The sequence below is a fragment of the Stenotrophomonas sp. SBJS02 genome, from assembly GCF_020428325.2.
In the GTDB taxonomy this organism is placed as follows: domain Bacteria; phylum Pseudomonadota; class Gammaproteobacteria; order Xanthomonadales; family Xanthomonadaceae; genus Stenotrophomonas; species Stenotrophomonas africana.
In genome coordinates, this window is record NZ_CP109812.1 from 2,953,150 (window position 1) to 2,966,563 (window position 13,414).

Sequence of the window (13,414 nt, forward strand, 5' to 3'; positions counted from 1 at the left end):
CGGCACTACCACGTGCTGCCGGGCTATGCCCGGCGTCGTCCTCTCCGCCTCAGTACACCGGCAGATCGATGTAACTGGCCTGCGCCGCGCTATGCCAGACCCGCTGCGTGGCCTTCTGGTAATCGCCTGGCTTGGCCAGGTAGACGTTAGGCACGTAGGTCTGCGGGTTGCGGTCGTACAACGGGAACAGGCTGGACTGCACCTGCACCATCACCCGATGCCCCTTCTGGAACGTGTGGTTGGCGTTGGGCAGGTCGAAGCGATACGGCAGCACCTGGTTGGCCGCCAGCGGCTTCGGATCGCTGAAGCTCTCGCGGTAGCGGCCGCGGAAGATCGCCAACGACACCGGCAGCTCATAGCCCCCCATCTCCGGCGTCGACGCTTCCTGGTCCGGATACACGTCGATCAGCTTCACCACCCAGTCGCTGTCGGTGCCACTGGTCGAGGCCTGCAGATGCACCACTGGCGCGCCGCCGATGCGCAGCGGCGCGGTCAGCGGTTCAGTGATGAAGGTCAATACGTCCGGGCGACCATCGACAAAGCGCTGGTCCTTGACCAGCCAGGTGGTCCACATGTCGCGGTCACCGAAGCGGACCGGACGCGGCACGAACGGCACCGGCTTGGCCGGGTCGGACACGTACTCCTCGAAGTCGCCCTCGCCCGCCGCCGGCGCCTGGAATGCCAGCTTGCCGCCGGCCCGCAGGTACAGCGGCTTGCTGCTGGCGGCACAGCCCTTGTCGCAGCTGCGCGGCCAACCCTTCAGGCGATCCCAGTGGTTCTCGCCGGTGTTGTAGATCAGCACCGGCGGCGTGTCGGCCTTCGGCGCACCGTCCACCAGGTACTGGTCGAAGAACGGCTTGAGTACATCACGGCGGAACTGCAGCGCGGTATCGCCGTCGAACTTCAGCGCGCCCAGCTCGCTGCCGCTGTAGTTCACCTGGCTGTGCCGCCACGGGCCCATCACCAGGTAATTGCGGTTGTTGCCACTGTCGCGCCCTTCCATGGCCTGGTAGGCGTGGTTGGCACCCCACATGTCCTCCTGGTCCCACAGGCCCTGCAGCCACATGGTCGGCACCTTCAACGGTGTTTTCGCCATCACCGCGTCCAACGCCTGGCCCTGCCAGAAGCCGTCATAGGCCGGGTGCTCGACCAGCTTCTTCCACCAGGTCAGCTGGTCCACGCCGGTGAAGCGCGCGTAGTCGCCAGCCGAACCGATCCGGAGGAACGTGCTGTAGTCGTCGTAGCCGAGGCTGGGCAGCGGCGTACCCTTGCCGCGCTTCTCGGTCTGCATCGCGAAATAGTTGAAGTTGACCTGGCGGAACGCGCCGTAGTTGAGCCAGTCGTCCCCCATCCAGCCATCGACCATCGGGCTCTGCGGTGCCGCCACCTTCAGCGCCGGATGCGGGTCGGTCAGCGCCATCACCACGGTGAAACCCTCGTACGACGAGCCGAGCATGCCGACCTTGCCATTGCTCTCCGGCACGTTCTTCACCAGCCAGTCGATGGTGTCCCAGGCGTCGGTGCAGTGGTCGACTTTGGTGTTGTTCAACGGCCCGCGCAGCGCCGGGTCATCACGTAATCGCCTTCGGAGCCGTACTTGCCACGGATGTCCTGGAACACGCGGATGTAACCGCCGTCGACGAACACCTCGTCGCCCTGCGGCAGCAGGTCGCGCATGCGCGGCGAATCACTGCGGCTGGCGCGGCCAGCGGCATCGTAAGGCGTACGGGTCAGCAGGATCGGCGCGTTGCGGGCACCCTTGGGCACCACGATCACGGTATGCAGCTTGGTGCCATCACGCATCGGCACCATCACCACGCGCTTGTCGTAGTCACGACCGACATCGGGGGCAACGAAGGGCTTGCCGCTGATGTCCGGGGTCATCGGCGGGGTATCGGCGGCCAGCACGGTGCTGGACAGGCAAAGGGCAATGGCTACAGCGACGGCACGCACATGCATGGACAACCCCTCCCGGCAGGAAAGCCTCAAGCCTACTCCTGCCCCGAGCCGTGAAGTGTGGGCGGGCTTTGCATTCTGGGGCGGATGCAGGCAGGACTGATGGCACATGTGCCCCCGGTGCCGCTGCGCTCACCGAAGACCAGTAGTGCCGGCCGTTGGCCGGCAACTTCATGATCCCGGGGTGCGTTACGCGGTTGCCGGCCAGCGGCCGGCACTACCGGTCAGGCCACCGGCACTTCATGCAGCGCCAACCAGCGCCAGCGACCCTGCTCCTGCCGCAGCACGGCCAACGATTCGCGCCATGTGAGCTGACCGCTATCGAGCGAATGCCCTTCGCGATAGCGCAGCACCGCCAGCGGTGATGGCGCTTCCACCGCCTGCACGGCGTCGATGGAAATCTGCAGTCCTGGACGCGCGCCATGACCGCCCGCGAACAGTGCCTGCACGGCCTTCCGGTCCAGCCTGCGACCCGCGATGCCGACCATGCTGAAGTCTGCACAGAAGTGCGCCATCAGATCCGCCAGCGCATCGGCGCCGACATCGGCACGGAACCAGGCCTGCAGCTTGTCGTGCAGGTGGTGGACTTCATGTTCTGCGGTGATATCCATCAGGCATTCTCGGGTTGCGAAAGGGAAACAGAGTGCGAGTGGCGCAACAGCGCCATCGGCAACAGCGTCATTGCGGCGGCAAGACCCAGCGCCACGCTGGTGGCGCGTGCTGGCAGCCACTGCATGGCCAGCGCCAGCAACAGCGCAATGGCGGCAGTACCAAGGCAGAAACTGAGCTGACGGTTGAGGTTCCAAAGGGCACTGGCATCGCCCAGCGCTTCACCCTCCACGCCGTGGAAAGCCAGTGTCTGCGCGGTACTGCTGCACAGGCTGCCACCGGCGCCCATCAGCGCGAACAACAGCGCAGCCAAGGCGAAGGCCGGCTGCGGCAACAGCGCCATCAACAGCAGGCCGCTGGCCTGCAGCAGCATGCCGGCACGCAGTAGCGTGGCCGGGCCGAAGCGAGCCAGCAGGCGCTTGCTGGCGGTGATCGCAATGGCCGAGGCCAGCGCCCACGGCAGCATCAACGCGCCGATGCGTGCCGCGCTGTAGCCGGCCTGGTGCAGCTGCAGGGTACTGACCAGCTGGCTGCCGATGAATACACCGGGTACGGCCAGATAGATCAGCATCGCCAGCCGCAGCCCGCGATGGGACAACAGCGACCAGCGCAGCAGTGGCTGCGCCTGCTGCCGTGCATGTCGCAGGTGGGCCGCCGCCAACAGCATTGCGATCAACAGCAGTACGGCACCGGCGGCCCGATGGCCGGGTTCACCCAGCCAGGTCAACGCCAGCAGCAGCACGCCCAGCGCCAGCATCGCGGTGGACAGCGCATAGGCCTGCAGGCGCGGCGCACTGCGCGCGCCATCGGTCGGCATCCAGGCCAGCACCAACCCGATCGCCACCACCGCCACGGGCAGGCTGGCCCAGAGCACGCCGCGCCAGGACAACCACTGCACCAGCAGCCCGCCCAGCGCGGGCGCCAGTGCCGGCACCAGCAGCGCCACCAGCAGGATGCGCCGGGTCAACGCGCCACGCTGCTCGGGCGTGCACTGGCGGTAGGCCGCGGCCTGGGCCACTGGAATCAGCAGGCCGCCGGCCAGCCCCTGCAGCAGGCGCCAGCCCAGCAGCCAGCCGATCCCCGGTGCTGCGCCGGCCAGCGCAGCGGCAACCGCGAACAACAGCAACGCCACCAGCAGCAGGCGACGCTCGCCGCAGCGCGCAGCCAGCCAGGGCGCCAGCGGAATCACCACGCTCAGGCCCAGCATGTAGGCGGTGCCGACCCATGCCAGGGTACCGACATCAGCGTGCAGTTCCGCTGCCAGTGCCGGATAGGCCACCGTGGCGATGAACATGTTGACCAGATCCAGTGCGAACACCAGCAGGAAGATCGCCTCATGGCGCAGGCGGGGGGACGGCATCGGCGGCGCTCCAGCGGAGAAGTCGCCAGCATGCCGTGCGGGCCTTGTTGGAAAAACACGACGACAGCTGCAACACTGTCAAATCTGTTTTGACAATGGATCGCCATGGTCAGCCTCGACCGCTTCGATATCTTCCGCGCCGTGGTCGAGGCCGGCAGCCTGACCGCCGCCGCCGATCGCCTCGGGCTCAGCCGCGCGGTGGTCAGCTTCAACCTGAAGCGGCTGGAACAGGAGCTGGGCGTGACCCTGCTGCTGCGCAGTACCCGCCATCTGGCGCTGACCGAGGCCGGTGAACAGTTCCTGCAGCACTGCGTGCAGGCACTGGATGCCGCACAGGCAGCCATCGATGCCGCGCGCCGCGACCAGCATCAGCTGCAGGGCGTGCTGCGCCTGACCACTACTCCGGAATACGCGCAGCTGCGCCTGATCGCAGCGCTGGAGGCCTTCCGTGCGCGGCACCCGGCGCTGCAGCTGCACCTGTCGACCTCACCGGCACCGGCCGACCTGATTCCCGAACGTTTCGACCTGGCCATCCGCCTGGGCCGCCTGCCGGATTCAGGCCTGCATGCCAGCGAACTGGAACGGCATCCGCTGTGCGCGGTGGCCGCGCCCTCGTTGCTGGCCCGGCTGCCCTCCGCGGATGCAGCCGATGACCCGGTGCAGCTGGGCGCCCTGCCCCGCCTCGGCTACCCGCGCCTGGCCGATGTACCGGTGGTGGCGCCGGATGGCAGCGACGCATTGTTCGCCACCAACCCGGGCAATGCGGTGGTGCGCGTAGATGGTGCCAGCAGCCTGCGTGCCTTCGCCGTGGCCGGCGCCGGGGTCACCGTGCTGCCACGCTGGCTGATCGAGGACGACCTGGCCCAGGACCGGCTGCGCCCGGTACTGCGCCAGCACCGCTTCCCGCAGCAGAGCGTGTACGCGGTTTACCCGCACAGCGCGCAGCCCTCACCGAAGATACGGCAGCTGATCGATTTCCTGCGCGACCGGTTTGTCAGCCCGCCGGTGTAGAGCCGAGCCCATGCTCGGCTGCTCGTCGGCTCAGCCTTCACTGTTCATCAGCCGAGCGTTGGCTCGGCTCTACAGAAGCAGCACAAACAGACACGGCCCTGTGCGGGCCGTGTCTTCAGGCATCAGCGCAGCACCTGCTCCACCAGCTGCACGTCCACTGTCTGCAGTGGCTCGGCCGCATTGCGCGACAGCTGCACCTGGTAGGTGCCGCCGTCGATCTTCCACTGGCGCGCCTGTGCATCGTAGTGGGCCAGGGTCTTCGGCTCGGCTTCGATGCGGATGCGGCGCTGTTCGCCCGGCTGCAGGTTCACCTTGTCATAGCCGATCAGGCGGATCGGCGTGGTGCTGCCGGCGGGCAGCTTCAGGTACAGCTGGGCCACATCGGCACCGGCGCGCTTGCCGGTGTTGCGGATGTCGACGCTGGCAACCAGGCGCGAGCCTTCCACGCTCACCTTCAGGTTGTCATAGGCGAACGAGGTGTAGGACAGGCCATGACCGAACGCGAAGGTGGGCGTCAGGCCCTTGGCCGCCATCCACTTGTAGCCGACGTTGGCGCCCTCGATATCGAAATCGAACACATCACCGAACGGCTTGGCCGGCTTGAAACCGAGGCCGTCGATGTGCGGGCGCGGCAGCTGCGATTCGTCCGTCACCCAGGTCACCGGCAGGCGGCCCGACGGATTGACCTGGCCGGTCAGCAGCGCGGCGATGCCTTCGCCACCGCGGATGCCCGGGTACCAGGCCTGCAGCATCGCCGGCACCTGCGCCAGCCACGGCGTGCGCACCGGGCCATTGGTTTCCAGCACCAGCACGGTCTTCGGGTTGGCCTTGGCCACCGCCGAGATCAGCGCGTCCTGGTTGTCAGGCAGCTGCATGTCCGGCAGGTCCACCGATTCGGCGGCCCACTGGGTAGCGAACACGATGGCCACGTCGGCCTGTGCTGCTGCCTCGGCCGCAGCGGCGGCATTGGTGCCATCCACATACGCAATGGTCGCGTCCGGGCGCGCCGCACGCAGCGATTCCAGCGGCGAGGACGGGTGGAAGATCACCGGGCCCGGCCAGGTGGTCGGCATCACGCCCGGTACCGCGTTGGTGCCCTTGGCGGTCACGCCCACCATCGACGAACCACCGCCACCGATCACGCCCTTGTCGGCGTGGCCGCCGATGATGACGATGCGCTTCACGCTGTCGGCCAGCGGCAGCAGGCTGCCTTCATTGCGCAACAGCACGCTGCCCTCTTCCACCGTCCGCTGGGCGACGGCGAAACCGGCCTCGGCATCGACCTTCTGGTGCTGCGGCGGGTTGTCGAAATTGCCGTGCAGGAACATCGTGCGCAGGATGCGCGCCACCATGTCGTTCAGGCGCGCCTGCGGCACCACACCGCCGTGCACGGCCAGGCGCAGCGGCTCATCGAAGAACACCGCCGCATCGAACACTTCACCGGCCGACTGCTGGTCCAGGCCGGCCAGCGCCGCCTTCGAACCGCTGTGCACGCCGCCCCAGTCGGACATCACGAAACCGGGGAACTTCCATTCCTGCTTCAGCACCTGGTTCATCAGGTAGCCGTTTTCGCAGCCGTAGGTGCCGTTGATCTTGTTGTACGAGCACATCGCCACGCCCGGGCGGCCGGCTTCCAGCGCGATTTCGAACGCCAGCAGGTCCGACTCGTGCATGGCCTGTTCGCCGATGCGCACGTCGTGGAAGTTGCGGCGGGTCTCCATGTCGTTCAGCGCGAAGTGCTTCATCGAGGAGATCACGTGCTGGCTCTGCACGCCCTGGATCAGCGCGCCGACCATCGAACCGGCCAGCAGCGGGTCTTCACCGGCGTATTCGAAATTGCGGCCGTTGCGCGGGTCGCGCTGCAGGTTGACGCTGCCTGACAGCAGGATGTTGAAGCGCTGCTGCCATGCCTCACGGCCCATCGTGGCGCCACCGGCGAAGGCCACTTCGCGGTTCCAGCTGGAGGCGGTGGACGGGCCGGACGGCATGGCGGTGGCGAAGTCACCCGGACGGATACCACCGGGATTGGTCACGCCGACGCCGGCATCGGCCGACTGCTGCGACGGGATGCCCAGGCGCGGCACTGCCGGCACGAAGCCGGCCGAACCGACCGCACCTTCCGGCAACGGGCCACCGTCCTTGCCCAGCCCGAAGTAGCTGTGCAGCATCTGGAACTTCTCATCCTCGGTCATCGCCTTCAACAGCAGCGCAGCGCGTGCGTCGGCATTGAGGGTGGTGTCCATCCAGGGCTTTTCGCTGTGCTTGTCGGCGGCATAAGCCAAGGTCAGCAGGGTGGCGTGCAGGGTGCTGCCTTCCACCTTGAACGGTGCGCTGCTGGCGGCCTGGAAGCCATCGCTGAAATAGCTTGCGTCGGCTTCCAGCGCCACACGCGCCGGATCGAAGCCTGCGGCCTTGGCCGATTCACCGGCCACCGCGCCGAGCAGCACCGCCGGTGCACCCAGCCGCGAACGGGTGACCAGTGCCGGCAACTGCGCGGCGCCTGCACCGGCATCGGTATAGACCGCCACCGTGTGGCGCCCATCATCCAGGCGCAGGTAGTTCAGGCCCGGCTGGTCGGGGCCGGATTCAGCGGCGATCGGCAGCCGGGTCAGCACGGCCTGGCCGCGCTGGGTCTGGCCATCATCCTTGCCGGCAGCAATGAAGCGGTACTCGTAGCCCAGGCCATCGGCCAGCACCTGCAGCGGATCGACCTGACCGATGCCGCGCTGCACCTGGCGCACGCTCACCGCGTCCACGTTCAGGCTCTTCAGCTGCGCGGCCAGGGCCGGCATCGCCTCGGCGTTGGGCGCCTGTTCCAGGGTCAGCACAGTGAACGCGGCGGGGTCGGCCCAGGCCGGAGCGGCCAGTGCGGCAGACAGGGCCAGGGACAGTGCAAGCGGCTTTGTAAACGTTTTCATCGGCAGGCGTAATTCCGTTGCCAAGGCAATCGGTCCAGGGAAAGTGCCGCCGAAGGGTGCAGCGTTCATGCCGCGCAGGGGTTGCCAGGCAACGTCCCACAGGCCGAAGGACGGGCCGGTCTGCGCCTGGGACCCTCCTCCCGGCGTGACAACCTGCCTGTCCGGGCCGCGCAGGGCGACCCAATCCTGTGAAGATTGTGCGAGGGCGTTCACACCTGTCAACAGGACCTAAGTCACAGGGGCAACCCGGCCAGCAGTTATCAGGCCATCACCGGCGGTCATCAGCAGGCCGCGTGGGGCTGCCGATAATGGAGATCCCTGGCCACGAACCGAGCCCATGACCGTCCACCGCGACTTCGACCATCTCTGGCGCGACCGCTGCGATACATCCAGCCAGCGTGCGCCGCGCGTGCTGATCCGGGTGTTCGTGGCCCCCGGTGAGCTGGAACGCAGTGTGGCCTTCTACGAGCAGCTGCAAGGCGTGGTGGCCGATGCGGGGTTCCCGTTTCCGGAGGCCGGGCTACGTCTGGCGATGGTCGGTGCGTTCCTGCTGATCGAGGGCAGCGAGGCGGCGCTGGCGCCGTTCACTTCGACCACGGGGACACTGCTGGTCGATGACGTTCGGCCCTATCACGACAAACTGGTCGCGGCTGGCGCCGAGATCATCTTCCCGTTGCAGGTGGTACCGACCGGAGCGGCGTTCAATGCGGTACATCCCGATGGCACGGTGGTCGAGTACGTGCATCACCGGCCCGACCCGCACGGGCGGTGAGGGTACGCACGGCCGGGCTGCGCCCGGCACCCGCAGAGGCAACGGCCGAAGCAACAGCAGAAGCGAAAGCTGGGCTCCTGTGGGGTGGCGGGGTGGGTCCGGTTGCGGGGGACGGCGCAAGTACGTCCATGTAGCCTCGGTCGCGCCATCCATGGCGCTCACGCCCCCGCAACCGGACCCACCCCGCCTTCGACAATTCCCTGCACAGCCTGCTGTAGAGCCGAGCCCATGCTCGGCTGCTCTTCGTTCAACTGTCGGAATATTCGATTTCGATGGAGATTCATCCACGTATGACGTGGATCTACAATCCCTCCATGTCCTCTCCCGCCCTGCCCTGGAATGGCACGCTGCTGCTGGATGCTCACGTGGCGGTGCTGCAAGGCCACGCTGGTGGCAGCGATACGCACGCGCACTACGCCCATCAACTGTTGCTGAGCGAAGCCGCTCCCTGGCAGGTCGAGATCGACGGCGTACGGCAGCAGGGCCAACGGCTGTGGCTGCCGTCATTCCAGCCGCACGCAATCCTGTCGGCGCCGGAAGCGGGCTGCACGGTGTTCCTGGAACCGGCGCATGCCGATCCCAACCAGATCCGGCAGCACCTGCTCGCGCTGCCGGGCAACGCGCTGGAGCTGCACGACTGGCTGCCAAGGCTGAGTCGCCCGCAGCCGTTGGACCGCCGCGTGCAGGCCGCGCTGTCCCGTATCGCCGAGCACCTGCCCGGCCCGGTGCCGGCTGCTGATATCGCCGAAGCGGCGCACCTGTCGACCAGCCAGCTGCACCGGCGTTTCCAGTCCGAGCTGGCGGTGACCCTTCGCGGCTGGGTACTGTGGCAACGGCTGCGCAACGCGCTCATGCATCATCTGCGCGGACACAACCTGACCGACAGCGCGCATGCGGCCGGTTTTGCCGACCTCGCCCATCTGTCACGCAGCCTGCGCCGCATGTTCGGCATCGGTGCCGCGCAGCTTCAGGGCCTGCAGCTGCACGCGACCTGACACGCTCGATCACCCACGCCTGCGCAGGCCTTCCGGCAGCTCCGGCACCTCGCCATGCGGCAGTTCACGGAACGGTGCCATCAGCTGCCCGGGATAATCGTGCGGATAGTCCGGCTGGCTGCCGATGCCCAGGTCAGGCCGGCCCAGGCGGTAGCCCGGTGCATCGAAGGCGGTCCCCAGCAAGTGGTCCCACACGGTCAGGAACAAACCGAAATTGACATCGCCGGCGGTGCCGTAGCGCATGTGGTGGAAGCGATGCAGTGGTGCCCATGCCATCACCCGTCCCAGCATGCCGGGACGCATGTCCACGTTGGAGTGCTGCAGCAGCAGCTGGATGGCAATGGCGAAGGCCAGCACCGCAGCCACCGGCATCGGCAGGCCCAACAGCAGCAGCGGCATTACGCCGCCCACCGCTTCGGCCGCCTGGTGCAGCGGGTGTTTCATCAGGCCGTTGAAGCCGTACATGCGGGTGACGCTGTGATGCACGGCATGCAGCCGCCATAGCCAGCCGATGCGATGGCTGGCGTAGTGCACCAGGGTGATGCCGAGATCAGCGCAGACGATGGCCAGCAGCACCTGCAGCGCGAATGGCCACTGCAGCGGCCAGGCCTGCCATGGAATGATTGCCGCCAGCAGCGGCACCGCCGTGATCGACAGCAGGTTCAGGCTTTCATTGACCAGTGCATGCAGGGTGTCACGCAGGCTGTCGCCGTGGTCGTGGTTGAACGCGGGATCGTACGGCCAGGCCCGCTCGGCGACGAACGAGACCGCGATGGCGGCCGCCAGCAAGGCCAGCAAGGCCAGCAGCCACAACGGATCACCGTGACAGTGGCCGACCCAGACGACGGCAGTGGCAACGAAACCCAGCAGGAACAGTGGGGCATACAGGCGGAGCATCCAGTGCTTCATGGGCAACCCGGAAAGTGAGGGGCCTGCATGCTGGCGTGGCATGCGGGTTGGCGGCTTGAACAAACGGCGCAAGCGCGTGCCGCGGGTGGATGCCGAGCTTGGTCGGCGCCGTGTTCCTGTATCCACGCACGGCGCGGCTCTACAATGGCGCCCTCATCGCGCCCGGGACCGGCATGGACTCCTTCAACCTGATGCGCGCCTTCCGCCGCATCGTCGAACGCGGCGGGCTCGCTCGTGCCGCCGAAGACCTGGGCATGTCGCCGGCCGGCCTGAGCAAGCAGTTGCGCACGCTGGAAACGCACCTGGGCGTGGTGCTGCTGCAGCGGACCACGCGGCGCATGAGCCTGACCGAAACCGGCCACGCCTATTACCGCGAATGCTGCCGCCTGCTCGACGAGCTGGAAGCGCTGGAACGCGGCATCGCCGAACAGCGCGGCGAGGTGGCCGGGCGCCTGCGCGTGAACGCGCCGCAGTCATTCGCACTGAGCACACTGTCGCCGCTGCTGCCGCGCTTCCTGCAGCAGCATCCACAGTTGTCGCTGGACCTGGTGATGGAAGATCGCCTGCTCGATGCAGTCGGTGAGGGTTTCGATGTGTCGCTGCGGCTGCGTGCCGAACTGGATGATTCACGCCTGGTGGCGCGCCGGCTGGCGTCGCTGCAGCAGGTGCTGTGCGCGGCCCCGTCCTACCTGCGGCAGCATCCGGCACCGCAGGCGGTGGACGATCTGCAGGCGCACAGCGTGCTGGCCTACAGCCTGTCCGACTCCCCCGGCAGCTGGCCGCTGCTCGGTCCCGATGGCCAGGTGACCATCACACTGCCCGCGCGCGTCACCGTCAACAACAGCTTGCTGCTGCGCGACCTGCTGGTGGCCGGCATGGGCATCGGTGCCCTGCCCTCGTTCCTGGCCGCGCCGGCACTGGCCCAGGGCGAACTGCAGCAGGTGCTGCCCGACCACCGCTATCCGCCGCGCTTCGTGCATGCGGTCTACCCCACATCGCGCCATCTGCAGCCCAAGGTACGCGCCTTCATCGATTTCCTGCACGCCGAGCTGCCCGGTTGCGCCGGCCTGGATTCGTAACCGCCAGCGAAAACTGAGCTGCCCGCGGCGTGATGTTTCGGCCACGCCGCGCTGCCTAATCTGCCGCCTCCCCTCTCACCGATGGCAGGCAGATGTCTTCCGTTCCTTCCCCCGCCACCGCCGCGCCGGTGGTCGATTTCTTCCACGACGTGGTCTGCGGCTGGTGCTTCGTGCTGGCCCCGCGCCTGAAGCAGGTCTCCGCCGAACTCGGCATCCAGGTGCGCCACCGCAGCTTCGTGCTGCAGGACTCGCGCGCACAGATGGTCGAGGTGTTCGGCTCGATGGAGCGCGCCAAGGCGATCATCCTGCGCCACTGGACCGACTGCGCCGCGCATGAAGACACCGCGCGCATCGATATCGAAGGCATGCGCGCGCAGGACTTCGAGTATCCCTCCGGCTGGCTCGGCGCACTGGCCTGCCAGGCCGCCGGCATGCTCGGTGGCAACGACGCCCATGGCGCGATGTTCGATGCCGTGCAGTGGGCGCACCTGCACCAGCACCGCAACATCGGCGACGCCGAAGTCCTGCTGGATATCGCCGAAGCGCTGGGCCACCCGCGTGGCGCCTTCGCTGACCACATGCGCAGCGACGCAGTACGCCAGCGCGTGCAGGTCGATCGCGCCGAAGCCGCTGCCCTCGGCATCCGTTCCATACCCACCGTGATCGGCGGCAACGGCCTGCGCCTGCAGACCCTGCCGCTGCCACACCTGCGCCAGGCCCTGGCGCACCTGGTCGCGGCCTGAGCCGCACCCTCCCCCACCCTGCAAGGAGATTCCCCATGACCCCACGTACCCTGGTCACCGCGCTGGCCCTGCTGCTGGCCGGCACCACCGCTTCCACCACCGTGTCCGCGCACGAACGCGTTCCCTCCGGCCAGCAGGTCGGCACCAGCCCCTGGGGGCCGAAGGACGAGATCGGCCGCCTCAACCTGATCACCGAAGCCTCGCGTGCGGCGATCCTGTCGCGGGTCAGCGGCGGCAAGGCCTATGACCTGGCCACCGACTACTACGTCGGCATGCCCAGCTGGCAGGATGCCGGCGACCCGCACTACCAGTTCTGGATGACCCACACCCCGCGCGGCACGGTGATGGATGATCCGATGGGCGTGGGTGAAACCATGAACCTCACCCGCAGCTACACCGGCACCGCGTTCTCGATGTACAGCCATACCGGCACCCACATCGATGCGCTGAACCACTTCGGCATCCACGGAAAGATCTGGAACGGCTTCGAGGCCGACAAGCATCTTGGCGACCGTGGCTGGAATGTCACCGGCATCGAGAAGTTCCCGCCGCTGATCGCGCGTGGCGTGCTGATCGACGTGGCCGCCGCCAAGGGCGTGGACATGCTGCCGGACAGCTACCGCGTCACCCGCCAGGACCTGAAGGATGCGCTGGCACGCCAGAAGGTGAAACTGCAGCAGGGCGACGTGGTGCTGATCCGCACCGGCCGCATGCGCCTGTTCGAACAGCCCAAGGCCTACATGGCCAACCCGCCGGGCATGGGTCTGGACGCGGCACGCTTCCTGGTCGAGGACAGCGGCGCGATGATCGTCGGTGCCGACAACCTCAGCTTTGAGACCTTCCCCTCGGAGGTGTCCGACGACTACGTGCCGCTGCACACCTACCTGCTGGCCCAGCAGGGCGCGCCGATCATCGAGCTGGTGGCGCTGGACGAACTGGCCCGCGACAAGGTCTACGAGTTCGCCTTCATCGGCGGCCCACTGAAGATCCGCGGTGGCGATGCCGCGCCGCTGCGTCCGGTGGCGCTGCCAGTCCGCCCGTAACCGGGCCTGTGGGTGCCGA

10 protein-coding genes and 1 pseudogene are annotated in these 13,414 nt (G+C 67.5%); 6 read left to right on the forward strand and 5 right to left on the reverse strand.

What is annotated here, in order from left to right; translation table 11 throughout:
• Positions 1–49 precede the first annotated feature (49 nt).
• From FQS62_RS13695 to FQS62_RS13705, 3 genes and pseudogenes are all read right to left on the reverse strand, one after another.
• Positions 50–1,959 (reverse strand): annotated as a pseudogene (locus tag FQS62_RS13695) (CocE/NonD family hydrolase).
• A gap of 221 nt (positions 1,960–2,180) precedes the next feature.
• Complete coding sequence (locus FQS62_RS13700) at positions 2,181–2,567, reverse strand: DUF4440 domain-containing protein (RefSeq protein WP_049445908.1); 387 nt, start codon at positions 2,565–2,567, stop codon at positions 2,181–2,183.
• Positions 2,567–3,925, reverse strand: a complete 1,359-nt coding sequence (locus FQS62_RS13705) for an MFS transporter (protein WP_164159011.1) — start codon at positions 3,923–3,925, stop codon at positions 2,567–2,569. The genes FQS62_RS13700 and FQS62_RS13705 overlap by 1 nt, the downstream gene beginning before the upstream one ends.
• A gap of 105 nt (positions 3,926–4,030) precedes the next feature.
• On the opposite strand from FQS62_RS13705, the gene FQS62_RS13710 reads away from it, so the two are divergent.
• Positions 4,031–4,936, forward strand: coding sequence for a LysR family transcriptional regulator (locus tag FQS62_RS13710; protein WP_049445912.1), 906 nt, complete (start codon positions 4,031–4,033; stop codon positions 4,934–4,936).
• 122 nt (positions 4,937–5,058) lie between these two features.
• Here FQS62_RS13710 and FQS62_RS13715 read toward each other — a convergent pair whose 3' ends face one another.
• Entirely contained in the window at positions 5,059–7,854 is a 2,796-nt protein-coding gene (locus FQS62_RS13715) for a beta-glucosidase family protein (RefSeq protein ID WP_080354830.1), read from the reverse strand.
• Between the two features lie 337 nt (positions 7,855–8,191).
• On the opposite strand from FQS62_RS13715, the gene FQS62_RS13720 reads away from it, so the two are divergent.
• Together FQS62_RS13720 and FQS62_RS13725 are read left to right on the forward strand one after the other, a co-directional pair.
• On the forward strand, positions 8,192–8,626 hold the full coding sequence (locus FQS62_RS13720; RefSeq protein ID WP_021204492.1) for a VOC family protein: 435 nt from the start codon (positions 8,192–8,194) through the stop codon (positions 8,624–8,626).
• A 290-nt stretch (positions 8,627–8,916) separates the two neighbouring features.
• Positions 8,917–9,621, forward strand: a complete 705-nt coding sequence (locus tag FQS62_RS13725; RefSeq protein WP_046984660.1) for an AraC family transcriptional regulator — start codon at positions 8,917–8,919, stop codon at positions 9,619–9,621.
• A gap of 9 nt (positions 9,622–9,630) precedes the next feature.
• On the opposite strand, the gene FQS62_RS13730 is transcribed toward FQS62_RS13725, so the two are convergent.
• Positions 9,631–10,518: a sterol desaturase family protein gene (locus FQS62_RS13730; RefSeq protein WP_226053635.1), complete on the reverse strand. Its 888-nt coding sequence runs from the start codon at positions 10,516–10,518 to the stop codon at positions 9,631–9,633.
• A 185-nt stretch (positions 10,519–10,703) separates the two neighbouring features.
• Here FQS62_RS13730 and FQS62_RS13735 point away from each other — a divergent pair, with 185 nt between their 5' ends.
• The 3 genes from FQS62_RS13735 to FQS62_RS13745 all read left to right on the forward strand — a co-directional run bounded on the left by FQS62_RS13735 (position 10,704) and on the right by FQS62_RS13745 (position 13,395).
• Positions 10,704–11,609, forward strand: coding sequence for a LysR family transcriptional regulator (locus FQS62_RS13735; protein ID WP_029379984.1), 906 nt, complete (start codon positions 10,704–10,706; stop codon positions 11,607–11,609).
• Positions 11,610–11,701: 92 nt separating this feature from the next.
• The gene (locus tag FQS62_RS13740) at positions 11,702–12,352 is read left to right on the forward strand and encodes a DsbA family oxidoreductase (RefSeq protein WP_010485027.1); all 651 of its coding nucleotides are present in this window, start codon (positions 11,702–11,704) and stop codon (positions 12,350–12,352) included.
• Positions 12,353–12,387: 35 nt separating this feature from the next.
• Positions 12,388–13,395, forward strand: a complete 1,008-nt coding sequence (locus FQS62_RS13745) for a cyclase family protein (RefSeq protein WP_208043342.1) — start codon at positions 12,388–12,390, stop codon at positions 13,393–13,395.
• Positions 13,396–13,414: the final 19 nt, after the last annotated feature.